Here is a 15,844-nt window from a genome sequence, read left to right as displayed (position 1 = left end):
AATAACGATACCCGGCGCGGATTACCGGCCGGGATGCGCGCTTATCCATAGATTGAAGGGAAAAGTCAACACCAAAGCAGCGTTACAAGTCCGACGCCCTGAGCGCGCGTGCAACCGCTTGCCCCAACTGATAGGAAATATCGTTGAACATGCGATCAAACCCCTCAAATAACGCGTCGTTCAGGGCTTGTCCGGTATCCGTTCTGGAAAAGGCAATATTCTCTCGCATCTGTGTCTCGTCCAACGGGCGATAGGCCAGCAGCAGAAAGGCATAAAGCCAGGCTTCGGTGTCCTCTGCCCTGCTTTCCTTTTGGGACAAAAGCTCGGCCAACAAATCCTGCGTGTCGGCTCTGGACTCTACATCAAGACCGCGAAAGAAGTTGTAATCCGACGTCAACGACCCCTGAACATTCTTCTCAACAAGATCATTTGCTTCGATGTATTCCTCGACCAAAGTAAACTGTATGGTCGTACGCTCGGTCGCTTCAAATGCATCACGGGCCATATCTTCGATCGCGGGGTCCGACATGGCTTGACGGGCCGAGTTTTCCAGCGTCACGACGGTCTGACCAAGATCGCTTTCAAAAAACACGATGGCCTGATCAAGCTGCGCGTCCGACATACCGACCTCAAGCGCATCGGTCAGGTGGTCCTGCATCCAAAGCGGATCGTAGATATCGTTGACCTGAGCCTCGAAATACGCGCCACCCGAATTGTTCAGCAGTGTTTCATCCAGGTTTTGTCGGTGCAGCTGCCCTTCCAGAACCAGAACCTCCATGACGTCGGACAAATGCATGGCCTGTGCCAGCCGGTCGATCCTTTCATTGGCCAACACGGGCGACCCCAAAAGGGCAAAGACCAAGACCGGCGCAAAACTCCGCATCAAATATCCTGAGCGGGATGCATATCAGCCATCCGCGAGGCAAGAATCTCGAACCGTCTGGCCATGATCTCGAATTGTATGACGTTCAGAAGTTCATAGACTTCCTGCATCAATGGCTGTTCAAGCGCTTCGACATAGGCATCCACGTCTTCATCCGAAAAGTCCTGATAGGTGTAAGCCGCCGCTGCAAGGCTGGACAGTTGCAGCGACTGGCGCAACGCAGGCTCATTTCGCTTCAAAAACGCGCGCAACCCGTCTGCATCCAATTGCAGTTCGATCACCCCCGACGCGCTTGCCGCCAGAAGGAAGCGCAGCTGTATCTCCTGCCACGCCCGCACCGCTGTTTCGGTAGAATCGATTGCCGAATTCATCCGCTTGAAACTTTCGACCCGCTGCGACCCGTCTTTGATAAGGTCTGAAATGATCTGCTGACCTTCCAATTGCTTGGCCTCGCCGTCCTCAATCATATGTGAAGCATTTTCCACTTCCACCAGACGCTGTCCCAGATCGGACGCATAGAATTCAACCGCATGTGTCAGGGCCTCGCTACTCAGTGTTTCCTCAAGGATGGAAACGGCGGTCTCATGCATGGTCTCGATGTCAAACACCTCATCCGTCAGGCGCGCCCAGTCCGAGCCGAACCCGTTCGGATCAATGCCCAGCATCTGAGGTGCCGAGCGAGAGCTGAGTGCGATGCTTTCCAGCGCCACGTCAAATCCGGTTGTGGTCAGAAAAGCCTCGATCCGATCGCGGTTGGCCGCTGACAAAGGAGCAGCAGTAAGCAGAAACGCCAGGACCGGCGCCAAAAGAAGAAACGCAAAGCGATGTGCATGCTGTGTCATATCATTTAGAGTAGGTGTTTTCCGCGCGCAGGCAACGGAAAAACCCGGCTTTGACAAATTCTGGAATTTTCTGCTTGCACCCCTGCCCGTTCCTCACTAAATCCCCCCCTCACAGACCCCCGCGGAGAGGTGCCGGAGTGGTCGAACGGGGCGGTCTCGAAAACCGTTGTGGGTGCAAGCCCACCCAGGGTTCGAATCCCTGTCTCTCCGCCATTATTTCGCGACCAGCATAGTCGCTGAATACAGTATCGTAGCCCTACCCACGACCGAGTGCACTTGTCGTAGAACAACAGTTGGGTCTGCTTTCAGATAGATCATAGTAGTTTTCATGTTCTTTTCTCTAAAAAATCTACTGAGCCCTGGACCCTCCTTCCCAATGGCTATTTCCGGGCCCAAACCGAGCTTTCAAAGTTGAGTTTCTTTCTGCAGCGCGGCTTGTTCTGACGTACCATTTTCAGAGTTTGTCATTGCGGCACCAAAAGAAGGCAGTCGTACCTTTGGTACGCCGTTTCTTTTTCACTCAAACGGCACTCAGACTCTGGCTTTTTCAAAGGCTGTCCAAGCGGTTTCGAATGCTTCGAAATCAAACTCTGGATGACGGGCTGCATCCAAGACAATTCGTTCTGTCGACAACAGCTTTTGTATTGCAGCTTCTAACTGATCGACGACGTCCTCGGGCACGACCAACGCACCATGACGGTCGGCATGAACCAACTCGCCCGGATTGACGGCCAGGCCAAAAACTGAAACCGGCGTATCAATCTCGCGGATGTGGACGAAACCGTGGCTCGGCCCGACGGAGCCGGCAACAACCGGGAACCCCTCAGGTAAGTCCCCGAGATCGCGCATGACACCATTGGTTACAACACCGGAAATTCCGAACCCCTTGTGGACAGATGTATTGATCTCACCCCAATAGGCGCCGATGCAATCGGGATAATCCAAGTCCTCAATCACAGCGACACAGGGGTTTGGCGCTTCGGCCATGTATTTGTAATAGGCCATGCGCCGGGTTTTGATGACGTCAGACGGTTCAGTCGGCGGATTGACTGCTGCGATCTTGGCCGTGCGCGCATAGCCGACGATCGCGGGCTCATCAGGCGCGGAACACAGCATGGTGCCGCGCGTAAAATCGTCGAACCCGCGCTTGCCTTGCGCCACTTCGATGGCATTGCAGACGGTGGGGGTGTCGACCTTGCGCAGCAGGGACAAAAGAGATGGCGTCATGTGTCCTCCAACCAGCGGATCAATGCCGCTGTGGTTAATTGTGGTTGTTCCAATGTCGGGAGATGCCCCGCACCTTCAATGATCTCCAGAGTGCTGTGTGGTAGCAGATCATGCATCATCTGGTGGCGCTCAACCGGGCACAACTTGTCTTCGCGTCCACACAGGACCAGAACGTTTCCGGCAAAAGCCCTCAGAGTCGCGCTTTGGTCCGGGCGGTCCATCAGCGCCTGTGACTGGCGCAAGAAAACGTCAGGACCCAAGTCGGAGGCCATCGCCATGCAAAGATCCAGTATAGCGCCCCGGTTAGGCCCGTCGGCCAGATAATTGGGTTTCATCTCGTCTTGCATAACCGACCTCAGCTTGCCGTCGCGAACAGCCGCCATTTGGGGCGTACGACGGGCCTTTACCTCTGGATTTTCAGCGAGCGGGTTTGTGTCGAGCAAAGCCAGTCGCGAGACGCGTGCAGGAGCCTGACGCAATACTTCCATTGCCACGATCCCTCCCATCGACAAGCCGGTCAGCGCGAAATCGGGTGGCGCATTTTTTAGGATATCATGCGCCATGGCCTGCACGCTGTCGTACCGGGACAAGGGGAATGTCATCACGGGCCTGCTGCCCGACAGAGCATTGATCTGCGGACCAAAAAGGCGGGCATCGCACATCATACCCGGCAAGAAGATCAAGGGTGTCATGCCGAGGCCAGCTTGGCCCCCTCAGATAACGCGGCCAACTTGGCGTAGGCGATCTGAGGGTCAACCGCGCCGAAGCCCGCAAAGGTGCCAAAGCCGCAATCGCTTCCTGCTATCACCCGGTCGGCGCCGACGATTCCGGTAAAACGTTCGATCCGTTGGGCCACAAGTTCGGGATGCTCGACGAAATTGGTGGTGGTGTCGACGACACCGGGGACCAGAACCTTGTCATTGGGTATCTCAGATTTGCGGTCGCGGAACACGGTCCACTCGTGGGCGTGACGCGGGTTCGAGGTCTCAAACAGGACATAGCGCGATTTGGTCGCCATCAGGGTGCTGAATACCTTGTCCATCGCAATATCGCAGCAATGCGGACCCTCGTAGTTGCCCCAGCAGATATGCACCCGCACGCGATCCTGCGGGACGTTCTGAAGCGCGTGGTTCAGTGCCTCAACATGCATGTTGGCAATCTTGACGAACTCGTCGTCAGAGAGATCAGTGAACAGCATATGGCGCGACAAAGCCAAATCGGGACAATCCAGTTGCAGATCCAGACCCGCGGCCACGATGGTCTCGTATTCCTCTTTCATGGCATCGGCCAGCGCCGCCAGATAGGCTTCACGTGTTGGGTAAAATTCGTTTTGCAAAAACAACGAAATCACGCCTGGTGACGCGGCGTTCATAAAGCCGCGCTCTGCCCCGTGCTGCTCCCTTGCTGCTTTGAGGTTGGCAATGTCTTTCTGCAACTCACCCTGCCCTTTTGATCGCACCTCGCCGGTGCACATCGGTCGTGCGTATTGTGGCGTGCCACCGTCATCGGCCAATCGCTGCAGAAAACTTGGGAACATCTTCAAGTCTGCAGGCGCATTTCGGGGGCTCTCACCGGAAAAACCGGTGTATCGATCCTTGACATAGGTCGCGTAGGAAATCTTCGAAGTCTCGCCATCGCTGACAACGTCGATACCAGCTTCAACCTGTTTGCGCACTGTCTCAGAGACCGCATCGGTCATGCAGACGTCAAACGCCTCCGCGTCGTAGATTTCACCATTTTCACGGGCGAATATGAAATCCACCACGTCTTGCGTTCGGGGCAGAGACCCAACATGTGTGGTTTTGATAGTCATCAGAACCTCCCTAAATTTTGCGCGCCATCAGGATCGTGTGGCTTTGGGTATCAGGGTCTTCGGCAAGATACCCGGTCATATGTAGTCCGTTTTCCTCAAGACACGTCGCGTAACCGGCTGGGGACAGCGAGGCGTGATAGACAAGCTCTGATCCCACCGTGCCGCTGACTTCTCCGGCCCGAGGTCCGACGGTCAGCATGAGCATTCCACCAGGTCGCAAATGACGCGACATGCGCGCGATACAGTCTTTTTGTTCACCTGCGGTCAGATGAAAAAAGCTATTCCAAGCGATAATGCCATCGAATTGCTGGTCCAGCTCGAATTCCCGCATATCAGCATGCCGCCAATCCCCATCAGGCCAGCGGTCACGGGCAATGGCCAGCATCGCATCGGCAAAATCGACACCTGTTACTGCGAACCCCTCAGCCATGAACCAGCGTGCGATCGGGTCGCCTGTGCCGCAGCCCAGATCCAGCACATGTTCCCCTGGCTTGAGGCTGGCCGAGAAGCGCGCCAGCCAGCGCGCTTCGAACAGGGCCTTGGAACGACGCTTGTCATACTCCGTCGCTTGCCGCTCATAGACGGCATGGGTGTCGTTAGGGTCAGCGTTCATCCTGTCCAGGTCGCTCCTGCCGGGTCATCGGTTGCGGTAATCCGATACAGGCCCGCCTGCCCGGTCATTGAAGGTTGCACGCTATAGGATTCACCGGACAGAACCAAAGCCGTGTCGCCGTTGGACAAAGTGGTTTCTTGATCGTCGATCGAAACACGCCAGTGGCCGCTGGCTGGCATAAGAACCACAGGTTTTTCTGCCACAACCGGTTCGGTCACAGAGGATCCGCGCCCAAGGAAATCAACCTCGAACCCGGGTTTGTCCATGATCATTCCGTTTTCCCCGATCACCTGTGCGGGTTTGTTGGCCGACAGGGCCATCAGGTCCCAATACCGCGCGACGTATTTACCGACGACCTCTTCAACCGGAACCTCGGGGTAGCCTTTCAACTGCTCTTCGGTCAGCAAAGGCATTGGTCGGACGTTATCAGGCAGTTCCTGCCCCTTTTTGGAGTCGTAAAGCACGCCGTTGTCGCCCAGCATCAGCCCATGTGCCTGCGCATCTTCAATAACTTGAGGTGCCCATGTCACTCCGCCGCCCGCGTCGTCACCGCCCAAGATCGACATGATCATCCCATAATCCTGACCGACGTTTTCAAAACCCCGGAAGATACCGGTCGGGATGTTGAAGATATCGCCCTCTTCGGCGATGAATTCACCGGCGGTGCCATAGCGGCCCCAGAAAAAACGCCAACGACCTTTGGCGACAAAGAAGACCTCGGCCGTCGTGTGGCTGTGCAGAGAGTTCCGGCATTTTGGCGGCTGGCCCGCAGCACCGATGTTGAAGCCGACCTTGTCAGTGATATGCACATGCTGATCCGGAGATTCCGAGACCCCCCCGCCGACGATTGTGAAGTTCTCTTTCTGATCGCTGCCCGGCGTGTGGGCGTCGATAAATGCGGTTTTGCACGGCCGGAGTTCACCATAGTGAACAATGCGGGAAGAGATGGTTGATTTCGACATTTTGCAAGTTCCGATACAACGTTTTCTGGAGTGGTGGGTTGCGTGCTTGTACGGCACGCTCTCTCACTCTCCAGGCGGACGCAGGTTCAATCGGCGTGAACGCAGGCTTTGACGGTGCATATGGTAACGCCGAAGGACCCTAGTCTCATTCAGACCATCCACAAGAATGCGATATGCGACCGGGCGCGCCATTCAGACCTCACCGCTCTGCAACAGGATCTGCTTCCAGACCGAGGTTTCATCGAACAGAGTATACTCGCGGCGCAACTGCGGCTGGCCGCCAATCAGGGCGCCAAACTCGGCGTGGCTGATGCCGAGGACATAAACCTGTGCACCTGTCGGCGCACCAAACACGCCCCAGCCGTCATGTTTTCCCCAAAGGCTCCAACGGATCGCGGCGCGGGGTGGCATATCCGGGTCGTCGCGCCCGATTTGATGCTCGATCTTGAAATCAGCATTCGGGAAGCTCGCCCGCAGACCCATCCAGAAACGGTCGACCGCATCCCAGCCATGACCAGTCATGCCGCCCACATATTCCGACTGAACGGCCCGGTCATACTCGGCTTCGATCGCACCCATATCGGCATTCATGATCCGGGTCAGAATTTCGGCATAGCGCTGCCCCCACTCGTTATCGTTTCCACGGCCCTTGTACGGCCCAGGCTGATCGATTTCGGGGGTCAGAGGCTTGACGCAGTTCTCCTTACCTCCTTCGCGGGTAATCAGATCGGCGGCGTATTCCTTCGGGGCCCATCCCATCTGGCGGACGATGGCGCCTTGATCGCGGATGAGCCATTCGTCGTTGATCTGATTGTTTATAGCGTGACAATCCGCCAGAATCCGGTAACGCAGTTTGGTTCCGGTTGGCTTGCCGTAAACACCCTCGGCCAGATGCGTGGCCGTTGAAAGGATACGGTGAGAACTCAGCATCCCTTCTTCGGGGGTGCCGGACCAGATCACATCTTCGCCCAGCAACTGCCGATCGGGAAACTCGGCCAGCGTCGCCATGGTCGCGCCGATCACGTTCTGATTGCCCAGAACCACCGAACCGGGCGAGCGTACGACGATATCTTCGCTGTAATAGTCGTGCAGGGTCGCAATACCCCGGTCTTCCCAAATCTCTTTGGTGATACCGATGATATAGTCGGGGAAGTCCCGAAACTTGGGATCAAAGCCCTTCATGTTTTCATCCTTTGCGGCGTCCAGCCTTTGGGCAGCCGTGCCGATGTGCGCACGATCAGAGGCCCATCAATCGCGACCTTACGTGCAGTGGCTGCTGCTGGGTTTTCAATATGGTCCAGCAATGCGTCAACGGTCTCGGCAACCATCAGATTGGCCCGCTGACGAATGGTGGTGAGGTTATAGGCAAGCCAAGCTGCCTGCGGGACGTCATCGTATCCGACGACAGAAACGTCTTCGGGTACTTGCATTCCCAACTCGAACCGGATGACGTCCATCACGGCAAGCGCCATGTGGTCATTGGCAACGAAAACCGCGTCGGGCCGCTTCTGCGGCTCGACATCGAACATTCGACGTGCGGCCAAGCGCGCATTCTCGGTGTGAAACTCTCCGATCTCATGAGTGTACAGGTCCTGGCCTGCATCGCTGAGCGCCGCGCGGAAACCTGCTTCGCGGTCTCGCTGAGTTGAGGCACCCTGCCATCCGGCGATGTAAGCGATACGGCTGTGACCGGCTGCGATAAAGAACTCGGCCACCTTTCGACCGCCCGCATAGTTATCGGAAGTGACCGACGTGATCCCATCGATGTCCTGACTACGGTTGAACAGCACCACCGGCACACCAGCCTGTTGGCACCGGGTTGCTATATCGGACGACATCGCGACCGAGGCAAGAATGACGCCATCAACCTGATAATCGAGGATTTCCTCCATCACGTCGTCGATGTTTCCGGCTGTTCTGGAGGCCATGAAGATAAGGACGTGATAGCCCTGCTCCTGCAACTCGTTCGACAATTTCTCGAGCGCTTCGGGATAGAAATAGTTATCCAGATAGGCGACCACCAAACCGATGATGCGGCTTTTGCCTGACACCATCGCACGCGCCAGTACATTGGGGCGATAACCCAGTTCGGCAGCGGCCTTGCGCACCTTCTCTTCGGTCTTCTTGCTGACCGAAGCCCCGGGCGTGAAGACTCGGCTAACCGCAGATTGGCTAACCCCTGCAAGCTGAGCGACCTGGAGTGATGTTACTTTCTCAGCCATCAGTCTGCCGTCCAACCTCCGTCAATCAACATCGAGGTGCCTGTAACCAGCGCTGAGGCGTCGGAGGCGAGGTAGCGTACCGCACCCATGATATCTTCGACCTCGCCCACGCGACCCAGTTTGATCTTGTCCATGATCCATGCGGCGCGTTCCGGGTTGTCAAAGGTAGATTGAGTCAGAGGCGTTCGAATAAAAGTCGGGCAGACCGTGTTGATCCGAATGCCCTGTTTGCCCCACTCGATGGCCATCGATTTGACCATCCCCTCAAGCCCGTGCTTAGTCGCACAGTAGAGCGCCCGTTCGACCCCTCCAACATGCCCCATTTGGCTGGAGATGTGGATGATCGAACCCGGCCTGCCAACCTCGATCAAAGCACGAGCGGCATAGGCCGATAGGAAGTAGGCCGAACGCAGATTGACGCCGGTGACAACATCGAAATCCTCTGGCGTTGTCTCAATAGCAGCACTGTGCCGTGCAACCCCGGCGGAATTCACCACGACATCAAAGCTGCGCGGTTCGAAAACCTGCTTTAGTGCATCCAGCTCGCCCTGATCCAGAACCAGCGCCTCGACCGACCACCCCTTTGCCCGCAGAGCAGTGACAGTTGCATTCAATCGATCTTCGCCTCTGGCCGCACAGACGACATGCGCGCCCGCCTCGGCCAGCGCAACGGCACAGCCCTGCCCAATGCCTGAAGAGGCACCAGTCACCAGGGCGGTCTTTCCTGTCAGGGAGAACGAAGGGGTGCGCGGCAGTTCGGTCATCAGCTCATTCCATCCGGTATTTCAATGCGACCCATGTTTCGGGCTTTATTGAATTCCCTCAGACGGGCAAAGACGTCAACGCCAAGCTGCCGGTAGGCATCCAGCAAATCGACCAAGACCCAGTTTTCGCGGATGCGCCCGTTTTCCAACCGCCAGAAATCGAGGCTGCGCATGGTGATCTTCTCGCCAGAAGGGGCGATCCCCAGCCAACCGTCGTGAGTTACAGTCTGGATCATGTTGGGCCAGCCAGTCACGGCTGCGTATTCGCCATCACCGAAGAAGTGATAGGTGATGTCATCCACGTATTGTCCCCGGTCCGGCATCCCGTTCAAGAACGGGATCTGATGCCAGTTGCGAAAGCCCGAGTACCCGCGCCCGGTACCGATGCCCGAAGGACCGTACCAGTTCATCCGCGGATGCCAGAACCGGTCCATCTCCATCACCTCGGGGCCGCCTTGCGAAGGGTGTTTCTTGAGATGTTCCAGCATGTCGACGATGTGCTGGCAGGTCGCCCTGCCCTTGGCCGCATCATTGGGACCGGGTACGAAACCGTCTTGCGTGGCCGGTCCGGGCACATGCCATTCGCGCCCCAGGCTGGGTGCCATCGGCCATGCACCTGCCTGCATCATCACCTCGGGGATGTCCCAAAGCGCCTGCATTTCAACAACCTTACCGTCCTCGAACCGATAGAATTCGTGGAACCGCATGGTGACCTGATGGCCAGTTGGCGGAATATCCAGCCACGGGCCAGTGAACGTACCTGTGTAGTAACCACCGCAGCCGACCCAGTCCGCGCCATCTTCGTCCGGCCCGGCCATGACGATGTAATCGCGGCGCTCCAGATCGGGCCAGGCGGTTAACAGATTCTTGAAGGCACAGTCATAGAAAGCATCGCTGCCGATGCTGTCGCCGAAGGGATGGCACAGGTGGAACACGACGTCCTGCGCCGTCACCCCGGCCAGTGCCGTGCGAACACCGGCCTCCGAAAAGTCGTACATCGCGGCCCTGAGCGGAGCAATCAGGGCTTTGTGTTGGGTATGCCTGTCACTCATTCAGCAGCATCCCGATATGGAGCGGGCTCTCCATAGGGTACGTTAATTCCGCCATAACGCCGTACGCGAACATTGCACTGCTCCGCATGGCCCACGAAACCTTCCAGCATGCAGAGGCGCGAGCCGTATTCGCCAATCAACGTCGCCGCCTCATCGGTCAGAACCTTTTGGTAGCTGTGCGTTTTCAGGTACTTCCCTACCCACAACCCACCGGTATAGCGACCTGCCTTTTTCGTTGGCAGCGTGTGGTTCGTACCAATCACTTTGTCCCCGTTCGAAACATTGGTACGCGGCCCAAGAAACAGCGCGCCGTAGCAAGTCATATTCTCAAGGAACCAATCGTCGCGATCCGTCATCACCTGAACATGTTCCGAGGCAATATCGTCAGCGACTTGCAGCATCTCATCATACGTGTCGCAGACGATCACTTCGCCATATTCTTCCCAGGACACTTTAGCGGTGTCGGCGGTTGGCAGGATACCCAACAGACGGTCCACCTCGATCAGTGTCTCTTCGGCGAGCTTGCGAGAGTTGGTCAGCAACACACAGGGGCTGTTATAGCCGTGTTCGGCCTGCCCCAAAAGATCTGTTGCGCACAGCTCAGCATCTGCTGCGGTCTCATCCGCGATGACCATCGTCTCAGTGGGGCCTGCGAACAAGTCGATGCCGACACGCCCAAACAGTTGGCGCTTGGCTTCGGCCACAAATGCGTTGCCCGGGCCAACCAGCATGTGAACCGGGTCGATAGTCTCAGTTCCCAGCGCCACCGCTCCGATGGCCTGAATGCCACCCATGACATAAATCTCATGCGCGCCACCCAGATGCATCGCCGCAATCACCGCCGGGTTGGGCTTGCCTTTGAACGGAGGCGTACAGGCGATGATGCGCGGCACACCCGCAACCGAAGCCGTCGCCACCGACATATGCGCCGAAGCCACCATTGGAAACTTGCCGCCGGGCACGTAGCAGCCCACAGACTGAACGGGGATGTTTTTGTGGCCAAGAATGACACCGGGCAGGGTCTCGACTTCGATGTCCAGCATTGAATCCCGCTGAGCCTGCGCAAAGTTGCGCACCTGCTCCTGCGCGAACTTGATATCGGCCAATTCACGGTCGGACAATTGCCCGATCAAGTCATCAATTTCTTGTTGGCTTAGGCGGAACGAGGCGGGCGAGTAGTTGTCGAACTTCTCACTCAACTCACGCACCGCAGCATCACCGCGGGTTTCGATGTCTTTCAGCGTCGCCTCAACCACGGCGCGGGTCTTGGCATCGTCTTCAGCCCGGTCCGCATCGGATTTGCCGCGTTTTAGATAGTCGATTGCCATGTTTCCAATCCTCAGTTTTCGGGCCGGGGCGGAAGTTTTTCACCCCGGTCAAATGCTTCCCAGCCTTCGCCGTTGAACAGGTCCACACCCAGCTGAGCCGCAACGTGGGCAAAGTCGACATTCACCCAGTTGTCGACAATCTTGCCGTCGACTACTTTCCAGAAGTCCATGTACCTAATCTCGACACGCTTGCCGGTGGGCGCGATGCCCAGAAACTCACCGGAATGCGTGGCTTCCTGACGGCCAAAGGCGGCTGCCCATTCCCCCATGTAAAGACGCGCCTCGTCTATGCAGGTCTTGTCCGAAAACGCCGCTTGGAATGGACGCTGCCAGTTATCCTGAAACTCTTTCAGACCGGTTTTGGTTCCGCAGCCTTGATTACCCATCCAACGGAAGCCCTGGGTGAAAAATTCCCCAATATCGTTGATGCGGTGGTCATTTAGACCATCCACCATGGTTTCGATCACGCGGCGCGTGTCTTCGGTTTTGCTCATGTCCGTGCCGCGAGTTAGAACCGCTTGTTCGGGGCGAGAACCTTTCATGCCTATATCCTTTCAGGTTGCCAGTGGGAGAGTTTGGGGGTCGCAGCCCCAATACTCAGAAAGTCCCTCGGCAACCTGTTCAGCGCCGGGTGGCGCGACATGGCGTTATGTCGGGCATGATTGCTCATTAGCCCTTGACCGCTCCGGCTGTCAGGCCACTCACGATCTGACGCTGGAAGATCAGAACAAGAAAAATCAACGGCGCGGTGATCGAAACGGCGGCGGCCACGGCAACCACTTGGTCTGTTGTGGTCGTCTCGCGGTTGAACATGCCGACGATGGCGGGAACCATTGTTTGGTTTTGTGCATCCAACAGCAACGAAGTCACAAGGATGTCGTTGTAGGCCAAAAGGAAACTAAACAGCCCGGTGGTGATCACCCCCGGCCACATCACAGGCATGATCACCCGGCGGAAGGCCTGAAAATGGTTGCAGCCGTCCACACGTGCGGCCTCGTCCAGCTCGGCCGGAATGTTCTGGAAGAAGGAGCGCAGCATCCAGATTGTGAACGGCTGGTTGATCGCCACCAATACCGCGATCACAGCGAAAGGCTTACCATAGAGCGTCGGTGCGTTTTCACCCAGGATCGGGGCCAACCATTCGGATGAGCTGATGAAGACCGGCAGGTAGCTGGCAACCAGTGCCGACGGCGGCAAGGCACGGAAGATCAAAGCGACGATCAAAAGCCAGAAAGCCAAATTCGACCCCGACCGCGCCAGCCCATAACCCGCCAGAGTCCCGACCGACAGTGACAGGATGACGACGCCCGAGGTCACGATCAGCGAGTTCTTGAAGTTGTTCGAGAAGCCTCGGTCGATCCAGACTGTTTTGTAGTGTTCAGTTGTCAGACCCAGTATGTCGCGCCCCAACGGGCCTAAGAGCGGGTTCAAAACGTTCAAAATGGCGGGCAGGATCACGAAGAATACGACCAGAAAGCCCACTGCGGCAGCCAGAATTCCGATCACCCAGCCAAACCATTCCAGACCTTCCCTGGAATAAGCTCTGATCATTGCCGGCATCTTCTTGAATACCAGAGCAATAGTGCCCCAAATCACCGCTATGCCGAGGATGATATCCAGCAGTGACAGCCCGTTTCCGTTGGACAGAGTTGTTGGCCCGAAGATCACGTTGAGGGCATTGCTGTCAAAGGCGTCGACCGGGGATTTGAAGCTCATCACCGTTATCCAGAAGATCGGGAAGATGGCAACAAGGCACCAAAAGGCCAGGAAGATGTTCGAGGTCAGCCGCAGGCTGAGCGGTTGGCGAAGCGCACGCGAGGACATGTCAGTGACCTCCTTTGTGATCGCGCCATGTCCGGCGCAGCGGGAAGATTAGCAGTATGGCAATGCCGATCATGGTCAGCATGGCGCTGGCCGAGGCTCGGCTGATCGAGCGGTTGCCCGCCTGATCGGGCACCAGGAAGTCATAGGTCAGCCATTGCAGCGATATGACATACCCTTGGCTGGCGAACCCGACGATCTCTTCGAACACTCGGTAGCTGTCCATCAAGTGGATCATCGACACAAAGATAATCAGCGGCATCAGGTGTGGGATGACAATGTACTTCATCCGTTGCCAACGGGTCGCACCGTCGATCACCGCGCTTTCCAGGCTGTCCTGATTGACCGTTTGCAAACCGGCATAAAACACGATGGCGGCAAAGGGCGCTACGTGCCAGACGCGGTAGAGCATCATCAGGACTTCAATGGTCCAGGCCTGCGCAAACAGGGCTATATCGCGGTTCAGCCACCATTCCAGCAACGCAGTCAGGATACCGTCACCACGGAACAGCCAGTTGACCGACAGCACCCCGATCACAGGTGTTATGATAAAGGGTAGCAATGAGATGAAGATCACCGGCCCTCGGATCGCATGTGCGGCGTTGTTGATCATAACCGCAATCCCCAGTCCGCAGACGATGACTAAAGGCAAGGTGATCAGCGTGAAGGTCAGGGTAAACCGAAGCGCTTTCCAGAAATTGATGGTGGACAGAACGTTCCAGTTACCATCACTGATCGCACGCCAGGCCCGTTCCGGCTCCAGTACGTTGCGATAGCTTTCCCACCCCACATACTGGGTTTGGGTGATGACCTTGCCTTCCTCATCCAGTCTTGGCTGTGAGACCGTTTCGGTCACACAGGTCTGTGTCAGAAACCCCGGGGTGCAGGTTTCCTTTTCGACCGTCTCATAGATCGGCTGGGTGACGTAAAAGCTTTGCTTGAACACGCTGATCAGCGGAAACGCGATGAAGAGAAGCATCATAAAGACAGAGGGGCCGACAAAAGCGGCAAATGTCCGGAAATTCATGGCTCTGCCTTTCTCATGGTTCTCGGGGGGAAGGGTTGGGAGGGCCGTAGCCCTCCCGTGGGAGGATCAGTTGCTGATCAGACCGGCTTCTTTCGCAGCGGTGATGTAGTCCGCCTCGATATCGGCCAGCGTGGTCGGCGCATCCTTGGCACCGGTCAGGTAGTCGGCCAGACCGTTGCCCAGTGAGGTGTGCATGATGCCCATCGGACCAGAGGCCGGGTACGCCTTGGCACCGCCTTCTGCAGATGCTGCAGCACCGGCCGCCAAGTCGCCCGCGGAATAGGCCGGGCTTAGCCAGACGGCGACATCGTTGTTTGCGCTGACCATGTCCGTATCCATGCCTTCAAGTGCTACACGGAAGGCGGCATCTGCTTCTTCGTCGCTCATGTTCGACGCCAGAACGATACCGTCCCACCAGATAGTTGTCGCTGGCACTGCGGATCCCATCGGCGCCGCAGCCATCGTCACCTTGCCAACGACCTGGCTTTCGGCCTCATCGTTCATCGCGGCTGCACGGCTGGCCCACAGGTTCGCCATCGCGATCTTGCCCTGCTGGAACTGCTGCTGCACATAGGTCGAGTCAGAGACCAGGTATTCCGGGTCCATGTAATCGGTCATGGCCTTCAGAGTCTCAAGCGCCGCCACGCCTTGCTCGTTGTTGATCGCAGGCATGTTGCCGTCACCAAAGAACGCTCCGCCCTCGCCCAAGTACATGTTGACGAATTCCTGGCCGAGGTTCCAACCGGTTTTGAACGTACCGCCAATGGGATAGTCCATGACGCCGGCTTCCTTGATCTTGGCAGCCGCGGCCAGAACGTCGTCATATGACTTCGGCTCTTCGATGTCCAGTTCGGCCAGAACATCATCGCGATACATCAGATGCTGCGCATTCACCATCATCGCGATAGCCATGGTCTTGCCATCGACTTTGATCAACTGATTGGGCAGCAAATCCTGGCCGTATTTCTCGACCAGATCATCCAGCGGGCGGACCGTGCCTGCGTTCAGCAATGGAACCAGAGTGGCGTTCGAAACACCGCCGATCTGATAGAGCGCGGGATCAGCCGCAAAAGCCTCGGGCTGTTTCTCGCGGAACTCCTGGTCCAGCGAGGCACTAAAATTGCCGCACTCGGCCATCGCATCTGTAACCGCTTTCCAGGCTTCGAACCCAGCCGAAAGCGACTTGAGCGGCACATCATTTTCAAAGGCACAATCAGCCCATGCACCGGTGGCGGCGATGGACATGGCACCTGCCATGAGGATCGTTTTGAGTTTCATGCGTTTCTCCCT

16 protein-coding genes and 1 tRNA gene are annotated in these 15,844 nt (G+C 56.9%); 1 reads left to right on the top strand and 16 read right to left on the bottom strand.

Annotation, left to right across the window (positions count from 1 at the left end; all coding sequences use genetic code 11):
* Window positions 1–82: 82 nt before the first annotated feature.
* Complete coding sequence (locus ALB80_RS02650; RefSeq protein WP_050602450.1) at window positions 83–883, bottom strand: DUF2059 domain-containing protein; 801 nt, start codon at window positions 881–883, stop codon at window positions 83–85.
* Complete coding sequence (locus ALB80_RS02645; RefSeq protein ID WP_050602449.1) at window positions 883–1,725, bottom strand: DUF2059 domain-containing protein; 843 nt, start codon at window positions 1,723–1,725, stop codon at window positions 883–885. The genes ALB80_RS02650 and ALB80_RS02645 overlap by 1 nt, the downstream gene beginning before the upstream one ends.
* Before the next feature lie 123 nt (window positions 1,726–1,848).
* On the opposite strand from ALB80_RS02645, the gene ALB80_RS02640 reads away from it, so the two are divergent.
* Window positions 1,849–1,938, top strand: a tRNA-Ser gene (locus tag ALB80_RS02640).
* A 318-nt stretch (window positions 1,939–2,256) separates the two neighbouring features.
* Here the strand turns inward: ALB80_RS02640 and ALB80_RS02630 are convergent.
* The 14 genes from ALB80_RS02630 to ALB80_RS02565 all read right to left on the bottom strand — a co-directional run bounded on the left by ALB80_RS02630 (window position 2,257) and on the right by ALB80_RS02565 (window position 15,832).
* Window positions 2,257–2,952 (bottom strand): RraA family protein, encoded by a 696-nt coding sequence (locus ALB80_RS02630; protein WP_050602447.1) that lies wholly within the window; start codon window positions 2,950–2,952, stop codon window positions 2,257–2,259.
* Window positions 2,949–3,644, bottom strand: a complete 696-nt coding sequence (locus ALB80_RS02625) for an alpha/beta fold hydrolase (RefSeq protein ID WP_050602446.1) — start codon at window positions 3,642–3,644, stop codon at window positions 2,949–2,951. Before ALB80_RS02625 ends, ALB80_RS02630 begins: the two co-directional genes overlap by 4 nt.
* The gene (locus ALB80_RS02620) at window positions 3,641–4,765 is read right to left on the bottom strand and encodes a cobalamin-independent methionine synthase II family protein (RefSeq protein WP_050602445.1); all 1,125 of its coding nucleotides are present in this window, start codon (window positions 4,763–4,765) and stop codon (window positions 3,641–3,643) included. Before ALB80_RS02620 ends, ALB80_RS02625 begins: the two co-directional genes overlap by 4 nt.
* 10 nt (window positions 4,766–4,775) lie before the next feature.
* Entirely contained in the window at window positions 4,776–5,378 is a 603-nt protein-coding gene (locus tag ALB80_RS02615) for a trans-aconitate 2-methyltransferase (RefSeq protein ID WP_050602444.1), read from the bottom strand.
* Window positions 5,375–6,340 carry a cupin domain-containing protein gene (locus ALB80_RS02610; RefSeq protein ID WP_050602443.1) on the bottom strand — a complete coding sequence of 322 codons (966 nt, stop codon included), beginning with the start codon at window positions 6,338–6,340 and terminating at the stop codon, window positions 5,375–5,377. Before ALB80_RS02610 ends, ALB80_RS02615 begins: the two co-directional genes overlap by 4 nt.
* Window positions 6,341–6,532: 192 nt before the next feature.
* Window positions 6,533–7,522: an ester cyclase gene (locus tag ALB80_RS02605; protein WP_050602442.1), complete on the bottom strand. Its 990-nt coding sequence runs from the start codon at window positions 7,520–7,522 to the stop codon at window positions 6,533–6,535.
* Window positions 7,519–8,562, bottom strand: a complete 1,044-nt coding sequence (locus ALB80_RS02600; protein ID WP_216597656.1) for a LacI family DNA-binding transcriptional regulator — start codon at window positions 8,560–8,562, stop codon at window positions 7,519–7,521. The genes ALB80_RS02605 and ALB80_RS02600 overlap by 4 nt, the downstream gene beginning before the upstream one ends.
* Window positions 8,562–9,326 (bottom strand): SDR family NAD(P)-dependent oxidoreductase, encoded by a 765-nt coding sequence (locus ALB80_RS02595; RefSeq protein ID WP_050602441.1) that lies wholly within the window; start codon window positions 9,324–9,326, stop codon window positions 8,562–8,564. The genes ALB80_RS02600 and ALB80_RS02595 overlap by 1 nt, the downstream gene beginning before the upstream one ends.
* Window positions 9,326–10,378, bottom strand: a complete 1,053-nt coding sequence (locus ALB80_RS02590) for an ester cyclase (RefSeq protein ID WP_050602440.1) — start codon at window positions 10,376–10,378, stop codon at window positions 9,326–9,328. Before ALB80_RS02590 ends, ALB80_RS02595 begins: the two co-directional genes overlap by 1 nt.
* Window positions 10,375–11,706: a histidinol dehydrogenase gene (gene hisD / locus ALB80_RS02585; RefSeq protein WP_050602439.1), complete on the bottom strand. Its 1,332-nt coding sequence runs from the start codon at window positions 11,704–11,706 to the stop codon at window positions 10,375–10,377. Before hisD ends, ALB80_RS02590 begins: the two co-directional genes overlap by 4 nt.
* A gap of 11 nt (window positions 11,707–11,717) precedes the next feature.
* Window positions 11,718–12,248: an ester cyclase gene (locus ALB80_RS02580; protein WP_050602438.1), complete on the bottom strand. Its 531-nt coding sequence runs from the start codon at window positions 12,246–12,248 to the stop codon at window positions 11,718–11,720.
* A 127-nt stretch (window positions 12,249–12,375) separates the two neighbouring features.
* Window positions 12,376–13,530: a carbohydrate ABC transporter permease gene (locus tag ALB80_RS02575; RefSeq protein WP_050602437.1), complete on the bottom strand. Its 1,155-nt coding sequence runs from the start codon at window positions 13,528–13,530 to the stop codon at window positions 12,376–12,378.
* Between the two features lies 1 nt (window position 13,531).
* On the bottom strand, window positions 13,532–14,554 hold the full coding sequence (locus ALB80_RS02570) for a carbohydrate ABC transporter permease (RefSeq protein ID WP_050602436.1): 1,023 nt from the start codon (window positions 14,552–14,554) through the stop codon (window positions 13,532–13,534).
* Window positions 14,555–14,620: 66 nt separating this feature from the next.
* Entirely contained in the window at window positions 14,621–15,832 is a 1,212-nt protein-coding gene (locus tag ALB80_RS02565) for an ABC transporter substrate-binding protein (protein ID WP_050602435.1), read from the bottom strand.
* Window positions 15,833–15,844 lie beyond the last annotated feature (12 nt).

Source organism: Ruegeria sp. 6PALISEP08 (genome assembly GCF_001238295.1).
Taxonomy (GTDB): Bacteria; Pseudomonadota; Alphaproteobacteria; order Rhodobacterales; family Rhodobacteraceae; genus Ruegeria.
Note: the sequence above shows the minus strand (reverse complement) of the source record. Positions and strands in the feature narration are given on the sequence as shown.

Bases quoted from the DNA above. Each gene is read 5' to 3' on its own strand.
- ALB80_RS02650 (WP_050602450.1), bottom strand. From the start codon at position 883: ATGCGGAGTTTTGCGCCGGTCTTGGTCTTTGCCCTTTTGGGGTCGCCC.
- ALB80_RS02645 (WP_050602449.1), bottom strand. From the start codon at position 1,725: ATGACACAGCATGCACATCGCTTTGCGTTTCTTCTTTTGGCGCCGGTC.
- ALB80_RS02630 (WP_050602447.1), bottom strand. From the start codon at position 2,952: ATGACGCCATCTCTTTTGTCCCTGCTGCGCAAGGTCGACACCCCCACC.
- ALB80_RS02625 (WP_050602446.1), bottom strand. From the start codon at position 3,644: ATGACACCCTTGATCTTCTTGCCGGGTATGATGTGCGATGCCCGCCTT.
- ALB80_RS02620 (WP_050602445.1), bottom strand. From the start codon at position 4,765: ATGACTATCAAAACCACACATGTTGGGTCTCTGCCCCGAACGCAAGAC.
- ALB80_RS02615 (WP_050602444.1), bottom strand. From the start codon at position 5,378: ATGAACGCTGACCCTAACGACACCCATGCCGTCTATGAGCGGCAAGCG.
- ALB80_RS02610 (WP_050602443.1), bottom strand. From the start codon at position 6,340: ATGTCGAAATCAACCATCTCTTCCCGCATTGTTCACTATGGTGAACTC.
- ALB80_RS02605 (WP_050602442.1), bottom strand. From the start codon at position 7,522: ATGAAGGGCTTTGATCCCAAGTTTCGGGACTTCCCCGACTATATCATC.
- ALB80_RS02600 (WP_216597656.1), bottom strand. From the start codon at position 8,562: ATGGCTGAGAAAGTAACATCACTCCAGGTCGCTCAGCTTGCAGGGGTT.
- ALB80_RS02595 (WP_050602441.1), bottom strand. From the start codon at position 9,326: ATGACCGAACTGCCGCGCACCCCTTCGTTCTCCCTGACAGGAAAGACC.
- ALB80_RS02590 (WP_050602440.1), bottom strand. From the start codon at position 10,378: ATGAGTGACAGGCATACCCAACACAAAGCCCTGATTGCTCCGCTCAGG.
- hisD (WP_050602439.1), bottom strand. From the start codon at position 11,706: ATGGCAATCGACTATCTAAAACGCGGCAAATCCGATGCGGACCGGGCT.
- ALB80_RS02580 (WP_050602438.1), bottom strand. From the start codon at position 12,248: ATGAAAGGTTCTCGCCCCGAACAAGCGGTTCTAACTCGCGGCACGGAC.
- ALB80_RS02575 (WP_050602437.1), bottom strand. From the start codon at position 13,530: ATGTCCTCGCGTGCGCTTCGCCAACCGCTCAGCCTGCGGCTGACCTCG.
- ALB80_RS02570 (WP_050602436.1), bottom strand. From the start codon at position 14,554: ATGAATTTCCGGACATTTGCCGCTTTTGTCGGCCCCTCTGTCTTTATG.
- ALB80_RS02565 (WP_050602435.1), bottom strand. From the start codon at position 15,832: ATGAAACTCAAAACGATCCTCATGGCAGGTGCCATGTCCATCGCCGCC.